Here is a 19,878-nt window from a genome sequence, read left to right on the forward strand (position 1 = left end):
ATCCGTTAACGACTTACTCAGCTAACTGCTTCAACAACAGTTCTGTTGGGCGCACAATCGCGATGATCGATTCATCGTAGATTTTCGCTGAATCAGACAGTATCGCTTGGTAGGCATTCACGTCAGCTTCTCTTACCTTCTCGCCAGCTTGCGCTTTAGCAATCAAAGTTAATGCTAAATCTGCAACTTCAACGGTTTTCTCTGCAACCACCACAGTCTCTACCGAAGACACGTTACCAGCGAAGACAGTTTTAGCCGCTAGTGCAGCCGATTTTGCTTGCTGATAATGCTCAGCAAGTTGCTCAAGCACTTGTTGATTGCCTGTCGCCATGTCATTGACCAAGTCTTGCATCTCATACACGGCGTAGCTTTCCACAGGCAGCGCATCAACGAAGCGGTTTAAGCGCTCGTATTGGCTGTATAAAGTGCCCTTAGGTTCCGTAGAATTCCACTTCTCCCAGTTGCGAGCGTAGTATTGAGCAGGCTCGGTGTATTTAGCTAGCACGCGCAGGTCTTGAATATCTTGGCCTTTTGCAATGCGCTTCAACAACATGTCAGCATCGGCGTGGTGACGTAACCCAACCGACACTTCCGACCATGTATCCATCGCTTTCATGCGCTTATACATGCTTCGTTCGTCGGTCAGTTCTGCATCCGACCAGAAACGCTCTGCAATTGCATAGCTACGTGGCCATAGGTAGTTTTCAACCGTGAGGCTGTCTTTGTTTTCTAGCCACATGGTGATCTCGCCGCCTAAAATCAGCTCTTTTTCTTTGTCGGTTAACTCTGCAGGGTAGCCACCATTTGGCTCAGGGATCACGCTGCCTTCAACATCACTGCTCGCAATCACTTCACCTGTGGTTGGCCAGCGCACGTTACCAATTAACTGATAGCTGCCTTCCGCAAACCCATTTGGATTTAGGTTCAGGTTGAACTCGGTGTACGACATGAAGTTATCGAAGTGGCCGACAAAGGTTTTGCCCGGCACGTAATCAAGGATGTAGATCTCTTCACGAGACTTGCCGTTGTAATCACTGAATGCGCGGAACGTGCCGTCTTGCGCTTCAATGATAGTCAGTGTTCCCTTACGTGGGCTGCCTTTAGAGCGAGGCTTTTGCCATTGGTAAGTCACAAACTTCTCACCACTGTGCAGCTTATCGTCAACCGTGATGCCACTTGGCATTGGATCATTGCGATAGTGGTAACTGGTTGGCTGAGGTTGATCTAGGTAGTAACCCGTAGAAAGAATACCTGGGTAGCCCTCTTTCGCTGCACGACCGATACTATCGTGCCCTTGCCAGCTTTGAATCACGATAGAAGTTGGCAGATCTTTATGCCAGATCTCATCCCAACCCGTCATCTTCTTACCGCGCTCTTCGAGCATCTTCTCAACTTTTACATTGAGGTAAGACTGCAGGCCACGCTCACCATCGATATTATTCTCTTCAATGAACTGTTGGTGCTTTTCGCTGTTTTTCCACTGCGCATAGTTCGGCTCATCGCCACCGATGTGGAAATACTCGTCTGGGAACAGCTCGGTCACTTCATCAAATACGTCGCCCAGCATTTCATAGAGCTCTGGATTCAATGGGTCCATTAATGGTTCAAACACGCCCCAACCACGCTCTTGCTCATAGCTTTGACCTTCACCACCCGACATCAGGCGCGGGTAAGCATAAGCAACCGCAGAAGAGTGACCCGGAAGAGACACCTCTGGAATCACACGAATACCAAGATTACGCGCGTATTCCACTAAGTAACGGACTTGGTCTTTGGTGTAGTAGTTACCATCAGCGGTTTCAGACCACAAACGTGGCCATGATTCGGTTTGAATGCGAATACCTTGGTCGTCCCAGAAGTGCCAATGGAAAACGTTCATCTTCGCCGATGCCATCGCATCTAACTGACGAATCAGCACATCGAATTCGATAAAGTGACGAGAGGTATCGTAAGAGACACCACGCCAGCGGAAGCGAGGCTCATCGACAATCGTGACAGCAGGAATGTGGTAGCCAGTCGCTGTGGTTTCAACGAGCTGTAAAAGGGTTTCGATGCCGTGAATTGTGCCGTATGGGCTTGGAGAGCTCAGCGTGATTTGTTCGCCCTGAGTCGTAATTTTGTAGGACTCCACAGAATCAATGTTTTGTACTTCAGATTTTGGCGCCGCGTCGATATCAATGATCAGGTTCGCTTGGTCGGCGCTATCAACCTGCCAGTTTAGAATCGGCACGCCAGTTTGGCGCTCTAGGCGATCGATAAAGCGTTTCGCGGTGTATTCAACGCGATCAGAGTTAAAGCCTTTGATGTAAACCTTGAAGTTACCGTCGACCTTAACTTGCCCAGCTTGCAGCTCGACTGTTTGTGGATACGGCATTAAATTTAGATCGGTATTCGGAGCCATTGCTAACGCCATTGGGGACACTACTGAACCTGAAATCAATAGGGATAATATAGTTTTTTTCATTATTAGTTTTCCTATATAACGGGCGTTCTGTTTTGTTTATCGGAGGCAATTCACAAAACAGAACCATCAACCACTGCTGTTGTTTATCGTGAGCTCAAAGCCTATCGTCTGTGAAAAACGAATGAGCTCACAAACTTATGATTAGCTAACCAACTCAACCGCTTCACGAACCAACACCGCGATCTCATCCCACTGTTCGTTCTCGATCATCTTTGGAGAAACCATCCACGTGCCACCGCAACATACGACGCGATCAACGGCTAAGTAATCATTCACGTTGTGTTTGCCGATACCGCCCGTTGGCATTAGTGACACATCAACGTAAGGCGCTAGCAAAGATTTCACCATGTTGATGCCGCCAGACGCTTCTGCTGGGAAAAACTTCAAGAAGTTAAGACCAAGCTCTAGCGCTTGCTCTACTTGGCTTGGGTTGTTTACGCCCGGAACGATTGGCATGCCGATCTCTTGGCAGCGTTTTACGGTGTTTGGATTCAGGCCCGGTGCTACGATGAATTCGCTGCCCGCCTCTTTCGCAAGGTCGATCTGCGCTGGCGTTAATACTGTACCAGCACCGATACACATCTCTGGGTAGGCATCACGCATCGCACGAATCGAATCCGCTGCCGCTTCGGTACGGAACGTCACTTCTGCGACTGGCAGGCCGTTTTCTACTAACACTTTTGCTAGTGGAATCGCATGTTCCACCTTGTTGATTTGAATAACAGGGATAACTTTGAACTGCTTAAGTGTGTTGATCATTTCTTGAGACATAATAAATTCGCTTTGTTTTTCTATTTTTTAATTAAGTGATTCATAGCGCTTACCGGGATGATCGCGCCTGAGTATTGAATAACGGTAGAAGCCAGTTGGTGACCCAGTTCAGCTGCATCATTGGTGCTCTCACCTGTAAGACGCGCCGCCAGATAACCCGCGGCGAATGAATCGCCCGCCGCACAGGTGTCGACCACGTTAGAAACACGAGTCGCTGAAACATAATTCTCAACAATATCGTCCTGTTCAATTTGAACAATCTTGCATGGCTCACAGCCACGTTTGATGACGATCTCTTGGCAACCCAAACGAAGGCAACGTTGTTGAACGTTCTCTGAGCTCCCCCAGACAAGCAGGTCGTCGTCTTCAGTAATCAGGGCGATGTCCACCAGCGGCAGTAACTTGGCATACCAATGTCTAGCTTGCTCGGTGCTCCAAAGTTGCGGGCGATAGTTGTTATCAAAAATCACCTTGCCGCCTTGGTTTGAGAACACGCTGATAGCTTTGAATAAGCGCTCACGATAGGCGTCATCTAAAATCGCGATACTGATACCGCTGATGTAAACCGCGTCGACTTGTTTCTCTGTCAGCGCGATTTCAAGCTTATTCAGGTCGTCAGTTTGAAAGTAAGATTTTACTGCCGCGTCATTGCGCCAATAGTGGAAATGTCGCTCACCCGTTTCGTCCGTTTCTACCATGTACAAACCGGGCAACTTGTTTGGAATACGTTCAACGAGATTGGTTTGAATGCCTTCTAGTTGCCAGCTATCAATCATGTTTTGAGACAGTTCATCGCTACCCAAACCAGTCGCGTAATGAACAGACAGGTTTTGATGTTGGGTTAAGCGAGAAAGGTAAAGCGCGGTATTGAGCGTGTCACCGCCAAATTTTTTGGTTAATGGAGAGCCGCTTATTTCGACCATACATTCGCCGAAGAAAGCAATATTGAAATGAGAAGATGCAGGCATAGCCGATCCTAAAATAGAGAGATATATGTGGGAGAAGGCCCTGCCACTAAGCAGGACCTGAATTAAGCAAACCAGTTGTGGAGACTAGGTTTAGCTTGTTTGATTTGCAGGACGTTGAGGTGCCGCTTCTTCTTCAAGTACGCCAGTCTCAGACATTTCCATCTCCATCAGAGCACGCTCGTCATCAAGAATCGCTTTTGCCATTTCAGGTGTTACTTGGTTAGCCGGAGTCACTAGGCTCACAACCACACCTGCCGTTAGAGCAAACAGACATGATGGGATAACTGGGTTGCCCCAGAAGGCTGTGTAGTCAGCGTTAAACATTACTACGAATGAAGCTACAGAAGCACCCGCTAGTGTTGCAAGCGCACCTTGCCAGTTGTAGCGTTTCCAGAATTTACCCAACATACCGCACACAAACATGCCCGACATAACCGTTGAAATCATCTTAGTGATGTAGCCAATGATGTCGTTTGACGTCAGTGCGAACAGTAGTGCGAAGCCAATCACCACAACCAAAGCTAGACGAGAGTAGTTCAACATTGATTCTTTGTTTGGTACGCGGCCTGTGAACATCACGTACACGTCACGCAGTAGGATAGATACACCGGCAATCGCATCTGAGCTTGCACTCGACATGGTTGCAGATAGACCTGCGATAAGAACAATCATGCCTACGCCAACTGGAAGAACCGTTGCAGCTACGTATGGGAACGAGTAGTTCGGGTTATCCAATGATGGGTCGATTGCGTGCGCAGCCATACCAATGATTGCTGGAATAATAGAGAAGAAAAGGTACAACACACCAGAAGCGACAAATGAGCGACGGATAGTTGAAACATCTTTACCAGAGTAGATACGCTGACGGAATGAAGGTGTTGCAAGTACGCCCACACCGATAACCACAGCCAGAGAAACAGCAGGCAGAATGCCCAGTTTATCGATTGCTAAAAAGCTTGTAGCAGCAGGGTCCATCGCAGCGTAAAGGTTATCCATGCCACCAATGTGATCAACAGACATTACCGCCATTAGGATGAAGCCAGCAAAAAGGATGATTGCTTGAATCGTATCGGTCCATACAACTGCTGTGTAACCACCGATAACAACGTAGATAGTGAAAGCTGCAGCAATAATAATTTTCGCAAGGTTAAGGTCGATGTCTGCAATCCACGCTAGGTACATGCCGCCACCTAGAATGTGCGCACCTAACCAACCGATTGACGCGATAAAGATAAGTAGGCCAACCACGTTTTTTACGATTCGGTTAGCGCCAACGTAATAAGCCAGCTCTTCACTCATGGTCATGAAGTTCAGTTTACGAACCGGAGCAAACCAAAGTGCAAGCAATAGGATGCCGACAGCACCGCCTATTCCGTACAGAGCACCCGCCCAACCATTTGCGTAGCCAAAGCCAACCGCGCCCATACTTGAACCCGTGCCGACCATAGTCGCAACTGTTGTACCAAGTACTAAGAATAATGGCAGTAATACTCTCTAAGTAGGTAATTGTGATTAGGTTATTACTAAACGCGATCCGCGCGGTAGCAAGTCACATCTACTTCAACCTTCACGTCTACCACTAGGTCACAGACCATGCAGATACGAGCCGGTGGGTTAGCACCGAAGAACTCTTTGAATACCTTATTAAAAGATTGGAAGTAACGAGAATCCGTTAGCACAACCTTTACGTGCATTACGTCTTCTAGGGCGTAGCCCGCTTCAGTCATGATATCGACACAGTTTTGGATCGCTAGGCGAGACTGGTCAACAATGCCACCCTCTACCACTTCACCATCTGTCATCGGTGTCTGGCCAGAAACGTATAGGAAACCACCCGCTTCAGTTGCGCGTGCAAATGGTAAATGTTGTCCGCCTGTACCTGTACCGCCTTCAACACCGTAACGTTTAATAGTCATTTTTTAACTCCACTTCTTTATAGATAATATTGGTTCTGTTCCAATATATTTAAATTAATTCGTCGTTTTCTTATTACTGTATATTTAATAAAATAATTAAATTCTAATTACGGTAAATAAAAACGCCTGAACGATTATTTTTTACTTTTCCTTTTTGGTAAGTTAACTCACCATTTACAAATACACTTTCGATTCCCTCAGCAACTGACATAGGATTTTCAAATGTTGCTGTGTCTTTAATATTCTTTGGGTCAAATAAAACTAAATCGGCAAATGCGTCTTGGCGAATCTCACCTCTTCCCGCGAGGTTATAGCGCTTCGCAGACATTCCGGTCATTTTGTGAATCGCTTCTGGTAGCGCAAACAGTTTTTCATCTCGGCAGTAATGACCTAAGACTTTCGGGAAGGTGCCCCACAATCTTGGATGTGGATGCGGGTCATTGGGTAAACCATCAGAACCAACCATGGTCAGCTTGTATTTCAATACGCGCTTTACGTCGTTCTCATCCATGCAGTGGTAAACCGCACCGGCTGGTTGAAGCGCTTTTGCTGCGTCCATCAGTGGTAGGTTCATCTCATCAGCAATCTGCTTAAGCGTTTTGCCTGCATGTTCTGGCTTTGCTTTAGACCAAGTAATGAAGATATCGAAATCGTCCGTCACCTGTTTCAAATCTAATGTCGAAGAGCTCGCTGAGTATGGGTAGCAGTCGCAAGACACATCTTGGTACTCAGAAACCTTGTCCATCAAATCAAGTACTTCAACGGTTCTGCCCCAGTTACCTGCACCTGCACATTTAAGGTGAGAGATAACAACCGGTACTTTCGCGTATTGCCCAGTCTCAAACGCCTCTTCCATCGCGCTTAAGATCTCTTCAAATTCGGTACGCATATGCGTGGTATAGATGCCGCCATGGCTAGACAGCACTTTCGCTAACTGCATCACCTCATTCGCGTTGGCTTGCTTCGCACTTGCGTAAGCCAAACCAGAACTCAAGCCTAATGCGCCCTGCTCCATTGCTAAATCAAGGTTGCTTTGCATTGCTGCAATTTCTTCTTCGCTTGCGGTGCGTTGTAGGTCGTCCATCACTTGGTTACGCAGTGTGGTGTGGCCAACTAACGCTGCTACGTTCACCGCTGGTTGCGCCTGCTCCACTGCTTGTGCATACGCGGCAAAGGTTGGGTATTTGAAATCAACCTGCGCGCCTAAAAGGTTCATTGGGTCTGGTGGGTCGCCGGCCAAAACTGTAGGTGATGCACTGATACCGCAGTTACCAACAATCACGGTTGTCACACCTTGGCTGATCTTTGGTAGGCAGTCTGGGTAACGAATAACATTGGTATCGTCGTGTGTGTGTACATCGATGAATCCAGGAGCCAATGCTAAGCCTGCTCCCTCAACCAACTGGCTGCAATCTTCATGATCGATTTTGCCAATTTCGGCGATTTTTCCATCTCGGATTGCTACATCGGCACAAAACGATTGTTCGCCGGTGCCATCAAACACCTCTACATTTTTAATTATCGTATCGAACAACATTTCTCACTCTCTCAATCCACTTTGTTGATGGAGCTATATTAGAAATCCAGCCGATTATTTTCAGTGACAAAACACACATAATATTTTAATTTGTGTGATAGTTTCTACCACAAAACACATTACAGATATATTTAAACATTAAATAACAACCACTTAAGTCATGTTAGGAATCAGCAATGAAACATAACCCTGCACAAAAAGATGTTATAAAGTATCAAAACGATAGTTTTATCTTGACTGAAAAAGGCCAAAAAGGGAGAGCAATATCACAATCTGAGAACGGTATTTACCGACTGGTTGATGAAGATATTTCGCTCCCGGTAGCAATTATCAAACAATCCGCCTTAACCAATAACCTGAATTGGATGCAATCATTCGCCGATCACCATCAGGTTAAATTGTCGCCACATGGCAAAACATCAATGACACCTGCTTTTTTCCGCCAACAACTAGAAAATGGCGCTTGGGGTATTACAGTAGCAACGCCTGCACAGGCAGAAGTTGCCGCTATGGCGGGTGCAAAACGCATCATCATGGCTAACCAATTGGTGGGTAAAACCAACATGGCGATCGTTGAACAGTTGATCAGTGAGTTTGATATCGACTTTTACTGTTGTGTGGATTCTTCGGTAAACGTGCAGCAACTTAACCAATATTTCTCTAATACAAAACAGACACTAAAAGTACTGATCGAATTTGGTGTACCGGGCGGTCGCTGTGGTTGTCGTTCACCACAAGAAGTTCTAGAACTGGCTCAAACCATACAAGACACACCTGCCCTTTCGCTGGCGGGTATTGAGGTATATGAAGGTGTGATTCACGGTGACAATGCAGAACAAGACATTCGTACCTTCTTAAATCACGCGCTCACCTCGGTCGAAAGCCTCGCGTCAGATGGCCTAATTGCAGGGCAACCTATCATCACGGGCGCTGGTTCTGCTTGGTATGACGTGGTTGCAGAATGTTTGGCGAACCTAACCGATTACTTGGCGATCATCCGCCCGGGCTGCTATGCCATTCACGACACAGGCATTTACCTAGACGCACAAAGCAAAGTGTTGCAGCGTGCCCAAGCAAACCAAGGTTACGCGTGTGAATTGGGTGGAGATCTGGAATCGGCACTTGAAGTATGGGCGTATGTAATCTCTCGCCCAGAACCGACCAAATTAGTGGTTGGGTTAGGCAAGCGTGATGTGGCCTTTGATGCGGGTTTACCTATTGCCGAACGCGGCTATCGCAACGGCGAAGCGATCTCAGTGAAAGGGCTGACTGCTACCTCCGTGATGGATCAGCATACTTTTGTTGAAACTGACGGCTCTTCTGAGATTGAAGTAGGAGACATGATTGCCTTCTCAACCTCACACCCGTGTTTAACCTTCGATAAGTGGCGCTACATTGCCATCAGCGATGACGACCATCAGGTAATAAACTGGGTGGAAACCTGTTTCTAAATCGAATTCTCGATAAGCTAGAATCAGCGAAACAATAAGATATACTAACGGGGCTAAGCTTTAGCGACCAATGACTAGGTATTAGCAAATAGCCCCATCAACAAAGGATCAGGATTCTTGAGTTTAGAAGTAGATATCATTTCACAGATAACAGAGCGTTTCCCTGTTCTTCGCGATGCAGAGAAAAAAGTCGCTAAGCTGATCATGGACGACATTGATTTTGCTGCCAATGCCAGCATCACAGAGCTTGCTGAAAGCGCTCAAGTGAGTGAAGCCACCATTACACGTTTTGCTAAAGCGATCGGTTGCAGCAACGTACGTGATATGAAGATTAAGTTGGCTCAGACGCTAACCGTTGGCCAGCGCTTTATCCTCGAACCGGTTGACCAAACGGGTTATCAAGGTATCTACGAATCGATCAAGCAAAGCCTAGACATCAACCGCACCTTGTTCAAAGAGCAAGACGTTGAAACCGCAGTCAGCTGGCTGCATAACGCCAGACAGATCATTGCTATTGGTATGGGTGGTGGTTCAACCATTGCTTCTCAAGAGCTGCAACATCGACTGTTTCGTTTAGGCTACCCAGTGGTGTCGTACAACGATGGCTTGATGTCACGTATGGTTGCTGCCACGGCAGATGCTAATGACGTAATGGTGATGATCTCTGCGACTGGCTTTACACCAGTGATCACAGAAACGGCAGAGCTGGCTAAGCAGTACGGACTTAAGATCATTGCGATTACCCCACAAGATACACCGCTAGCAAAAATTGCCGATATCTTGTTACCCATCAAGCATATGGAAACCGACTTCATCTACAAGCCGTCGGCTTCTCGCTACGCTATGTTGGCGTTAGTGGATGTGCTTTCTATGGGAATCGCAGTCAATCACAAGAACCGCTCGCGCGACAAACTGCGTCGCTTGAAAGTTGCGCTCGATTCTTACCGAGGCGGTGGCGATAGACAGCCTCTCGGTGATTAACGAATCAAGGATAGAATGAGCTTAAATTCTGGTGCGCGGCAATCTTTCACTAGCTCGTATAAGCTCATTTCTAATCCCGTAATTTGGACACCAGCGTCCTGTAATCGGCTGATAGCCAACTTCTTATTCAATGCTGTCCGTGAACCAATACAGTCGCCAACTACCTGAACCCTGTACCCAAGCTCCAACAAACCCAATGCGGTTTGATAAACACAAATATGAGCCTCAATACCACACACTAACCAAGTCTCTACATCCTTGGCTTGAACCGCCTCAACAAACTTGGGCTCATCACACGCGTTGAAAGTGAATTTAGGTATCGGCTTTGCATCATTCAGCAAGTCATTAAGTTCGTCGACTGTAGCACCTAGCTTCTCTGGATTCTGCTCCAAACGAATAATTGACAGCCCCAAAACCTGCGCTCCTTGAGCTAACTTCCCGCAATTAGCAATCAGCGTATCGCTCTCATCAACAAGGCGTGCGAGCTTGCCTTGTACGTCCACAACCACCAAACCTGTGTTTTGTTTCGTTAGCATGTTTATTCCTTGTTTTAAACAGCCTGACTCACTAAGCAACCTGATGTGTATTTTTTCTACTATGTAACGATTCAGCTTACAAAGCCATACAGTAATACATACAAGACTACGGAATAATACTCACCAACGGTCGAAAGGTCGCAAAATAAAAATTATTGATACTGGCATGACATTTAAGAGTGAGTAACAAAGATGAACAAGATAACGAAATCAGCATTAGCACTGGGTTTAATCAGCGCAGTTTCTCTTCCAGCTTTAGCAGCAGGTACTGACGGCGGTGCGTACATTGGTGGCGGACTTAGTGTCTACCAAGATTCTGACACAGACGGTCACGGTAGCTTAGATTCAGATGGCATGGGCTACAACCTATACGGCGGCTACCAATTCAACCGTATCGTAGGTGTTGAACTTGGCTACACAGATTACGCAAACTACAAAAATAGCGCTGAAAAGCTGTCTCCGACGTCTGTTTCTTTGTCAGCAAATCTTGGTTACACATTCGACAACACAATCCGCCCATTCGTATTGGCTGGTTTAAGCTCTGTTGACCTAAACGCAAATAAGAGTGCTGGTTACGCTGATGACAGCGGTACGGGTTTCCACTTTGGTGTAGGTGTTGAATACACGCCAATCGAACACCTAACGCTACGCTTAATCTCGCAAGCGGATGCAGTAAGCGTAGACGACACGGTCCAATTTAAGAACTCTCAGATATCAGCTGGTGACCACACGCTTGCCTTCAAAAGCATTAGCTTCGGTGGTTCATACAACTTCTAATGTGATTGAACCACATAGAATAAGCTGAACATACTAATTCACTTTGCTGTTCCACCTTGTCATGAAGGTCACTCAGTAAAGTAAATTTTTTGTATCTACACACCTTAGCGTCATTTCACTTTAGCCAGTTTATCGCTCAGCGCCTTCTATTTGAGCTTTATGCATTGATATTAGAGCTTTCTTGGTAGCGAGACTAAAATAAAGGGATAAGTGACACAGGAAGACAAGACCTATGAATCTACCACGCTTAAACATGTCGATAAACAAACTCCCTTTCGTTTTGGCAGTGTATTACCTGCTTGTCATTAACTTGCCTATCTCACGCGAACTGTTCAATATTCTTAGTGCCTCACAAGCCGAAAGCATTGGGTTTATCATCTCGATCCCATTTTTCTTTCTCGCCGCATTCAACTTTATCTTTCAAGTATTCAACTGGCCGATATTCGCCAAAGCTTTTTTTATCTTGTTACTACTTACTTCCTCTTTAGTCAGCTACAGCATGTTCAACTACGGCATTTTTGTAGACTATGGAATGATAGAAAACGTCTTCGAAACCAACAGCGGAGAGGCTGCTAGCTACCTAAGCAGCTATTCTATTTTATGGTTTGTTCTGATGGGAGGAGTCCCGTCACTGCTGCTTTTATTTACGGATCTTGAAAGAGAATCTTGGAAAGATTTTGCTATTGGGAAGGCGATTGGATTGCTCTCTTCGTTGATCGTCATTGCCATCATTGCCGGGTTGTTTTACAAAGATTATGTGTCGATTGGTCGTAATAACTCTCATCTTAAAAAGATGATCATTCCGACCGAATACGTCGCTTCAACCGCAAAATACATCAACAATACTTACATCAAAGAACCGATTCCTTACAAAGAAATCGGCTTAGATGCGCAGCTAAAACCAGAAGCTAAACAAGCTGAAAAACCAACCTTATTGGTGTTTGTTCTTGGTGAAACAGCACGTGTATATAACTACCAATATTATGGCTATGAGAAAGAAACCAATGCTCATACCAAACCCTATAATCCGATTTTTTTCTCTGATGTTCAGTCATGCGGAACAGCCACTGCGGTTTCTGTGCCGTGTATGTTTTCTAACATGAACCGAAGCAACTACGATCGCGACAAAGCCTACAACCAAGATAACGTGGTCGACATTATGAACCGCGCGGGCATTCACTCTATCTGGCGAGAGCACGATGGTGGAGACAAGGCGGTCGCACATCGAATCAAAGAGATGACTCTCGTCGCCAAAGACAGCGACCCGCTGTGTAATAAAGATGTGTGCTATGACACAGCCATGCTAGAGAACTTCGAACAAGATACTCAAGATCTTAAACAAGATAGCATCATTTTCTATCATATCTCCGGATCTCACGGCCCAACGTACTTTGAGCGTTATCCAGAAGAACATAAGAAATTTACGCCTGATTGCCCTCGTGCAGATATTGAAAACTGCACCAAAGAGCAAGTGGTCAACACCTACGACAACACCATCTTGTACACAGATTTCTTTCTCTCACAGGCTATTCAGAAGCTAGAGAAACTCACCGATAAGTACAATGTCGCGCTGATGTACATTTCCGATCACGGAGAATCATTGGGAGAAAATGGCGTCTACTTACACGGCATGCCTTATTCATTTGCTCCGAAAGAGCAAACCCATGTGCCTATGATCCTATGGATGTCTGATGGTTTCGCCGAGCAGAAAGGGATAAACCAGACCTGCTTAAGAAAGGCAGGCAAAGAACAGAGCTTCTCCCAAGATAACCTGTTCGACTCCTTACTTGGCTTGATGGATGTACAAACCAAAGAATATCGAGAGAACCAAGACATTTTTGCTGCGTGTCGGTAGTGCTTTTGCTTATGTAAACCATCGGAAAACTCGAGTTGCCTGAACAAGCTCTCCTCAACTTCTCCTAAAAAGAAAAGACCTCGGTCTTTTCTTTTTTTTCGTCGCTAACATGGAGCCAGAGTGCTAATTTATAACGATGAAACAATGAGCTACATTTAATAGAGACAATAATGGAAGAGTCCGTCGTACTCCAAAGACCAACATGTCTTATTAGACTTCATCTCACTCACATCGCTCATTGAACTTACCACGATTAAGCTCAGTTCAATACCGCGCCTGAATGGCGCATAATATCAATGTTTACGTCATATCATTAAGGACAAATGAATGGACGCTTTCATAATTTCAAGCTGGCAATTTTCTGAGGGGGTGGCACATGAACACACCACCAGCCCAGCCTCATTCGAGCAATCAACTTGGTATCACTGCCAAAGAGATGCTGACGGTTTGAGAGAATGGCTCCACAGTAATACGGTTCCAAATGCCATCATCGATTCATTACTCACCGATGACACCCGCCCTCGGTTCGAACAATTTGGCCACGACTGTTTTTTGATGATTCTGCGAGGCATTAATCTAAACGAAGGTGCTAACCCTGACGACATGCTTAGCCTACGCATCTTATGGTACAAAGGCACTTTAATATCGACACGTAAAGTTCCTTCAAAAGCGGTCAGTAATCTGATATCTGATCTCAAACAAAACCAAGGCCCTACATCATTACCTGATGTGTTGTTGGGCATGATCCGTGGAATCAACCACAGTATTTCAACCTTCCTAGCACCCGTCGAACTATTAATTGACGAGTTAGAATCTACATCCAATATCGACATAAGATCCATTAACGCTCTACATTCAAGGCTACTCAGACTAAGGCGTTATTTGAAGCCACAGAAATACGTTTTTGAAGATTTAATGAGTGACCTACCTGCGCCATTGAGTAAGCACAACAGTCATATAAAGAACAGCCTTGATACCATCCTGAGAATTAACGAGTCTGTTGAGTTTTACATCGAACAAATTAATGTATTTTTAGCGAGCCTAAGTCAGCAACAAGCTGAAAAAATGAATAGAAATACGTACCTATTTTCTATCATTGCAGGTATTTTCCTCCCTGCTGGGTTTTTCACCGGTTTACTGGGTGTCAATATCGCTGGGATACCCGGAACAGATAACCCGATAGCATTTCCACTATTTTGCGTTGGGCTGCTCGTGGTCATAGCGGCAGAGGTCGTTATTTTGAAAAAATTGAGGTTTATTTAATGGTTGAGTTTTTGCAATCCAATATGTGGCTTAGACAAGTAGTTTTAGGTTTACTTCTTATCACTGTGTATTGGGTGATCAAACGCTTGGGTAAGAACTGGATAGAAACATTAGCGGAAAATAAGCGTGTCGAATTGAAGCGAAAGCAGTTCGTGATTAAGTGTTTCAATATTGTTCTGTTTCTACTCTTCATCGCTGTGTTTACGATTGTTCTTAACTTGGGTTTTGGTGATATTTCTCTGTTCTTGTCTTCGATATTTGCGGTGCTGGGTGTCGCTTTATTCGCGCAATGGTCGATTCTAAGTAACCTCACAGCCAGCGTACTAATATTTTTCGTCTTCCCTTATCGCATTGGCGACAGAGTAAGAGTCGCGGAGAAAGACGAAGACATCAGCGGTGTGATCATCGATATCACCATGTTCCATGTTATTCTTCGACACAGTTCGGGCAACATTATCACCTACCCTAATAACCTGATCCTACAAAAAGGCGTAATCAAAGTTTTGGTTGAACCGGAAGCAAAAAGTGAAGCAGGTGATACTGAGCTAACCAAAACTGAAAATTCAGAATCATAAGATTTACTGGTGCCTTAGATATCGGCAAGTCAAACAGATAGACACAGCGAACTGATTCGTAAGATATTAAAAGAGCTTAGTTCGACATGGATTGCAAAACTTGGCGATAAAGGACATTAGAGAGAAGCTTCAATAAGGTAAAAAGTCTAACACCCAATACTTACGCCAAACAAGGCGGATTAACCATAGATGTGTATGGTGGAGTGAGATCGGACTAACCCAACCTTGCTCTATAACGAACGCTCTGTTTATAACTTACACCTCTGCCTTTTGTGTCTCATTCGTAGCAAGTTTTATTGAGTTTAGATTTGCGACTAAATATACTGGGGACATCATCAGACGGAGGACAAAAATGAATAATAAAAACAAACATATAGTTTTAATTCATGGTCTATATATGCCTGCGTTGATCATGCAGTATCTGGATAGAAACTTCAAAAAACGCGGCTTTACAACGCACAAGTTTGCCTACAACTCGCTGCGTTTCCCTTCTGCAGCCAAACGCCTCAATCGCTTCGTAAATGCTCGCTTTAATGAGTACGATGAGGTCTATTTTTTTGGTCACTCACTCGGTGGCTTACTCATTCGTCACTACTTTAAGTTTTATCAGCCCAATTTTGCCGACACCTGCATTATTACCGCAGGGACGCCGCACAATGGGGCAACTATCGCCAAAACACTGTCGAATCATGGGCTTGGTTTTATATTTGGTTCGAGCAAAATGATCTTAAGCGATGGCCTGGGTGACTACGATATTGATGTGCCGATTGGCGTGATTACAGGTACCTACGACGCCGGAGTCGGACGTATTGTTCTGGGAAGAAACCCGGGCGATGGCACAGTCACACTCGAAGACGCCAACCTGAGAGGAGCAACGGATACTTACGCCCTCAAACTCAACCACACGGCGCTCGTCTACTCCAAAGAAGTCGTAACACTGTCGGCTCAGTTCATCGAACACAGAGCTTTTAAGGACGCTTCATAGCTTATTTCCATTAGCTTTTGCGCGTTGACTCCTGTATCGAGCTCTGTTCTCTTATATGTGAAAGACAAAAACAAAAATACCACTCTGCGATAAGAGTGGTATTCAAAGATTCATTACTGAAAGTGAGTGCTTGTTACAGACGATTTACTCGCGTTGGTAAAAACACCTCACCCAACATGCATCGCACCGAACCACCGCCAATGTCTTCAATCGTTTTCACGTTAAATGGCAGCAGTTTTCCATGCGTCGAAAGCTGAGCTAACTGGGCTGGAGAAAACGCATCGTAAGCCGATTGAGACATCGCGATTACCTTATCGCCATTCACGGTTTCCAATTGCAGAATGTTGCCGCAGAATCGGTTCATCTGATCGATCGAGATCGAGATAACTTGCTTGTCTTTTGCAAGAGATTTCACCACAAAGCGGCGTTCAAACTCAGGAATCACTTCATCACAGATCACGCAGAAGTTATCACCAATCGCCATCATCACATTGGTGTGATAAATCGGCTGACCAGACGGTAATGCCGTTTGGAACGAAACCACGCGAGAATAACCAATACGCTTCGCATAATCTTCTAATACTTCACGGTCGCAACGCTGAGAAAGCGCAGCGTAGATGGTCTTGTTGATATGGTCGATAACCATCACGCCCGTGCTCTCTAGATAAGAACCTTGCGCGATGTAAGACTCTAGAGACTCGCTATGGTTAACAATGCGACCCGACGCTTCTAACGCTTCAATAAGAGCATTTGGCTTAACTTCATTCTGACGGTTTTCACACGCCATAGGGAACGTGAATAAGCTTCCATCACTACAGGTACTGAACCAGTTGTTTGGGAAAACAGCATCCGGAGTTTCAACGCCCAATTCTGGGTAATCAAACTCTACAACTTGCACACCTTCTTTACGCAACGAAGCGACCATCGCCTTAAACTCAGCCATGGTTTCTAATTTTACCTCGGCTTCGGTCAGGTTTACTCTGTGCTGAAACTCATTATCTTGTGCCGTTTCTTCATTAAATTTAAATTCTTTTGGCGGCACCATAACAACGCAATTGGCGTTTTGAACATTAGTAATGTGAAGTGATTTTTTGTGTAGGTTTAACATCTCAACCGTCCCTATCTTTTATTTACCTCAGAATTGTAAACAACTTGTTACGACAAGATTCACTGAAAAGAATAATGATTTGAATATTTATCCCAAACAATTCCTGCAAAAGTCAGTTTATTCGGTAATTTTTACTGCAAGATAACAGCACATCAGAAAGAACCAACTGTATGCATATTCGTTAAGTCACTTTATGGATAAATATTCTGATTCCATTTTCTCGCCCATCACGAGTTTTGATTACAATTCAATCCATTTAACGTTAGGATTATCACCGTTGCATAACAATCAATTACGTTTGAAATAAGCTTAACTTTTCCTGTCTAATTCAATCTAAAATAAGCGTCATGAAAGACACTCTTTGGACCTTTCCTGTATCGCTTAGACAAAGTTTTAGTGTTTTAAAGCCAAGTGCCTAAATAGGCGCTAGAACAAAATCCATCGAATGACTTAATACTGATAAGAACCCATGGGCGCTTATATAATTTCAAACTAAGATAGTTAAATTTCGAATCAAGACCATAAAAACAAAGCTGCACCAACGATGCAGTCGCTTATAGATGCACTAGTTTATAAAGGGAAATCTATGTACAAGAAATTTGAAGGCTTTACTGAAGCCTTTCCAAAGGGAGAGCCGATACAACCTCCTACTGGCATACTGGCATTCTGCCGCCATTACACTCGAGGTTTCGAAAAACCATTGATTTTGCTCGGGTTGATGAGCATGACCATCGCGATCATCGAAGTCGCGCTGTTCGGTTACATGGGGCAATTGGTCGACTGGCTATCAACAAGCAACCCAGACACTTTCTTAGCAGACAACGAATCGACATTGATGGGGCTCGGTATTCTGCTGTTGGTTGTGATGCCAATCTTGATCAGTGTTTACTCGCTATTGCTTCACCAAACTTTGCTGGGCAACTACCCAATGTCGATTCGTTGGTTAGCACACCGCTACCTTTTGAAGCAAAGCCTGTCCTTCTATCAAGATGACTTCGCCGGACGTGTCGCGACCAAAGTGATGCAAACCTCGCTTGCAGTGCGCGAAACTGTGACCAAGATGGTCGATGTGTTTGTCTACGTGACGGTTTACTTCACGGCGATGCTGTTCATGCTTGCTGAATCAGATTGGCGCTTGATGGCTCCGATGCTGATTTGGCTATTCGTTTACATCGGTATTCAACTGCACTTCGTGCCAAAGCTAAAAGACGTGTCTTCAGAGCAAGCGGATGCGCGATCGTTAATGACAGGTCGTATTGTCGATAGTTACACCAACATCGCGACGGTGAAATTGTTCTCACACAGTAAAAGAGAAACCGAATACGCCGAAGAAGGCATGGAAGGCTTCCTAGATACTGTGCACCGCCAAATGCGCTTGGTAACCGGCTTCAACATCTGCGTGGAATTCGCTAACTATCTATTGGTGTTCAGCATTGCGGGTATCTCTATCTACCTATGGCTAGATAGCGCAATCACAGTAGGTGCGATTGCGATTGCTGTGAGTTTGGCTCTGCGTATCAACGGCATGTCGAAATGGATCATGTGGGAAATCGGCGGCCTGTTTGAAAACCTAGGTACCGTGATTGATGGCATTAAAACTCTGTCTAAGCCTATCGCTATCGAAGACAAGAAAGACGCGAAGCCTCTGGACGTTCCACAAGGCGGCATCAACTTCGACAACGTCAGCTTTAACTACGGTGAGAATAAGGGGGTGATCAACAACCTAAACCTCAACATCAAACCGGGTGAAAAAGTGGGTTTGGTTGGCCGTTCAGGTGCAGGTAAATCGACCCTAGTTAACTTACTACTGCGTTTCCACGATGTAGAAAGTGGTCGCATCCTGATTGATGGCCAAGAGATCTCGAGCGTTACTCAAGATTCTCTGCGTAGCAACATAGGTATGGTGACCCAAGATACTTCACTGCTGCACCGTTCGATCAAAGACAACATTCTTTACGGTCGACCAGAGGCATCAGACGAAGAGGTATACGCGGCGACTAAACAGGCACACGCGCATGAGTTTATCGAAACGCTAACCGACCCGTTTGGCAACGTTGGTTACGATGCTCAAGTGGGTGAACGTGGCGTTAAGCTTTCTGGTGGTCAGCGTCAACGTGTGGCTATCTCACGTGTTCTTCTAAAGAATGCTCCATTACTTGTTCTCGATGAAGCAACTTCTGCACTCGATTCTGAGGTAGAGGCAGCGATTCAAGAGAGCTTGATTGAGCTAATGGAAGGCAAAACGGTTATTGCGATTGCACACCGCCTGTCGACCATCGCAGCGATGGATCGCCTGATCGTGCTTGATGCCGGCAATATCGTAGAAGAAGGCACGCACCAAGAGCTGATTAACCAGAATGGTATTTATGCGCAGCTATGGAATCACCAAACCGGTGGCTTCATTGCCGATGACCTTGAGCAAGCTACAAACGCTTAATTTTTGTGCTATTTTAAAAGTGCGATGTGATTCACAGCAATTTGTTTATTAGCGGTAAATTACACATGGCAGAATGTTATGTCGTAATTATATAATGACATTAACACCAAAGACGCCTCGCTTGCGCGTTCTGGAATAAGGCTAGACTTCGGGGGGAGGCTAGCCTTTTTTATGCCTGCTATTTGGCGCTCTTTGCTACCTGTCCAATAAACTTCATCGATCCTTTTGTTTTTTTCTTGGCGTTTTTTTCTTAA

General features: G+C 45.2%; 15 protein-coding genes and 2 pseudogenes. 9 read left to right on the forward strand and 8 right to left on the reverse strand.

What is annotated here, in order from left to right; all coding sequences use genetic code 11:
• Window positions 1–13 precede the first annotated feature (13 nt).
• The 6 genes and pseudogenes from AB4161_RS08775 to AB4161_RS08800 form a co-directional block, all read right to left on the reverse strand.
• Window positions 14–2,464, reverse strand: a complete 2,451-nt coding sequence (locus AB4161_RS08775) for a family 20 glycosylhydrolase (RefSeq protein WP_372083223.1) — start codon at window positions 2,462–2,464, stop codon at window positions 14–16.
• Between the two features lie 141 nt (window positions 2,465–2,605).
• A complete protein-coding gene (locus tag AB4161_RS08780) occupies window positions 2,606–3,235 on the reverse strand; it encodes a bifunctional 4-hydroxy-2-oxoglutarate aldolase/2-dehydro-3-deoxy-phosphogluconate aldolase (protein ID WP_055319259.1) in 630 nt (209 codons plus the stop codon).
• 20 nt (window positions 3,236–3,255) lie between these two features.
• Window positions 3,256–4,203 carry a sugar kinase gene (locus AB4161_RS08785; protein WP_372083224.1) on the reverse strand — a complete coding sequence of 316 codons (948 nt, stop codon included), beginning with the start codon at window positions 4,201–4,203 and terminating at the stop codon, window positions 3,256–3,258.
• 90 nt (window positions 4,204–4,293) lie between these two features.
• Window positions 4,294–5,688: pseudogene (locus AB4161_RS08790) on the reverse strand (sodium:solute symporter family protein); the annotation flags it as partial.
• A 38-nt stretch (window positions 5,689–5,726) separates the two neighbouring features.
• On the reverse strand, window positions 5,727–6,119 hold the full coding sequence (locus AB4161_RS08795; protein WP_102431864.1) for a RidA family protein: 393 nt from the start codon (window positions 6,117–6,119) through the stop codon (window positions 5,727–5,729).
• A 103-nt stretch (window positions 6,120–6,222) separates the two neighbouring features.
• Window positions 6,223–7,656, reverse strand: a complete 1,434-nt coding sequence (locus AB4161_RS08800; protein ID WP_372083225.1) for an amidohydrolase family protein — start codon at window positions 7,654–7,656, stop codon at window positions 6,223–6,225.
• Window positions 7,657–7,832: 176 nt separating this feature from the next.
• On the opposite strand from AB4161_RS08800, the gene AB4161_RS08805 reads away from it, so the two are divergent.
• Both AB4161_RS08805 and AB4161_RS08810 read left to right on the forward strand, forming a co-directional pair.
• On the forward strand, window positions 7,833–9,107 hold the full coding sequence (locus AB4161_RS08805; RefSeq protein ID WP_372083226.1) for an amino acid deaminase: 1,275 nt from the start codon (window positions 7,833–7,835) through the stop codon (window positions 9,105–9,107).
• Between the two features lie 117 nt (window positions 9,108–9,224).
• Entirely contained in the window at window positions 9,225–10,088 is an 864-nt protein-coding gene (locus AB4161_RS08810; protein WP_229647596.1) for a MurR/RpiR family transcriptional regulator, read from the forward strand.
• Here AB4161_RS08810 and AB4161_RS08815 read toward each other — a convergent pair.
• On the reverse strand, window positions 10,085–10,624 hold the full coding sequence (locus tag AB4161_RS08815; protein ID WP_372083227.1) for a hydrolase: 540 nt from the start codon (window positions 10,622–10,624) through the stop codon (window positions 10,085–10,087). The two genes, AB4161_RS08810 and AB4161_RS08815, sit on opposite strands and share 4 nt — an antisense overlap.
• A gap of 192 nt (window positions 10,625–10,816) precedes the next feature.
• Here AB4161_RS08815 and AB4161_RS08820 point away from each other — a divergent pair, with 192 nt between their 5' ends.
• From AB4161_RS08820 to AB4161_RS08845, 6 genes and pseudogenes are all read left to right on the forward strand, one after another.
• A complete protein-coding gene (locus tag AB4161_RS08820) occupies window positions 10,817–11,401 on the forward strand; it encodes a porin family protein (protein ID WP_065584469.1) in 585 nt (194 codons plus the stop codon).
• A gap of 232 nt (window positions 11,402–11,633) precedes the next feature.
• Window positions 11,634–13,256: a phosphoethanolamine transferase gene (locus tag AB4161_RS08825; protein ID WP_372083228.1), complete on the forward strand. Its 1,623-nt coding sequence runs from the start codon at window positions 11,634–11,636 to the stop codon at window positions 13,254–13,256.
• A gap of 327 nt (window positions 13,257–13,583) precedes the next feature.
• Entirely contained in the window at window positions 13,584–14,519 is a 936-nt protein-coding gene (locus AB4161_RS08830) for a CorA family divalent cation transporter (protein WP_017062015.1), read from the forward strand.
• Window positions 14,519–15,094: a mechanosensitive ion channel family protein gene (locus AB4161_RS08835; protein WP_017070158.1), complete on the forward strand. Its 576-nt coding sequence runs from the start codon at window positions 14,519–14,521 to the stop codon at window positions 15,092–15,094. Before AB4161_RS08830 ends, AB4161_RS08835 begins: the two co-directional genes overlap by 1 nt.
• Window positions 15,095–15,112: 18 nt before the next feature.
• Window positions 15,113–15,312 (forward strand): annotated as a pseudogene (locus tag AB4161_RS08840) (AraC family transcriptional regulator); the annotation flags it as partial.
• A gap of 134 nt (window positions 15,313–15,446) precedes the next feature.
• Window positions 15,447–16,079: a triacylglycerol lipase gene (locus AB4161_RS08845; RefSeq protein ID WP_050647609.1), complete on the forward strand. Its 633-nt coding sequence runs from the start codon at window positions 15,447–15,449 to the stop codon at window positions 16,077–16,079.
• Window positions 16,080–16,212: 133 nt separating this feature from the next.
• Here AB4161_RS08845 and AB4161_RS08850 read toward each other — a convergent pair whose 3' ends face one another.
• A complete protein-coding gene (locus AB4161_RS08850) occupies window positions 16,213–17,187 on the reverse strand; it encodes an arginine deiminase-related protein (protein WP_102393786.1) in 975 nt (324 codons plus the stop codon).
• 586 nt (window positions 17,188–17,773) lie between these two features.
• On the opposite strand from AB4161_RS08850, the gene AB4161_RS08855 reads away from it, so the two are divergent.
• Window positions 17,774–19,624 carry an ABC transporter ATP-binding protein gene (locus tag AB4161_RS08855; RefSeq protein WP_372083229.1) on the forward strand — a complete coding sequence of 617 codons (1,851 nt, stop codon included), beginning with the start codon at window positions 17,774–17,776 and terminating at the stop codon, window positions 19,622–19,624.
• Window positions 19,625–19,878: the final 254 nt, after the last annotated feature.

This window comes from Vibrio sp. 10N.286.51.E5, from assembly GCF_041469125.1.
In the GTDB taxonomy this organism is placed as follows: Bacteria; Pseudomonadota; Gammaproteobacteria; order Enterobacterales; family Vibrionaceae; genus Vibrio; species Vibrio crassostreae_C.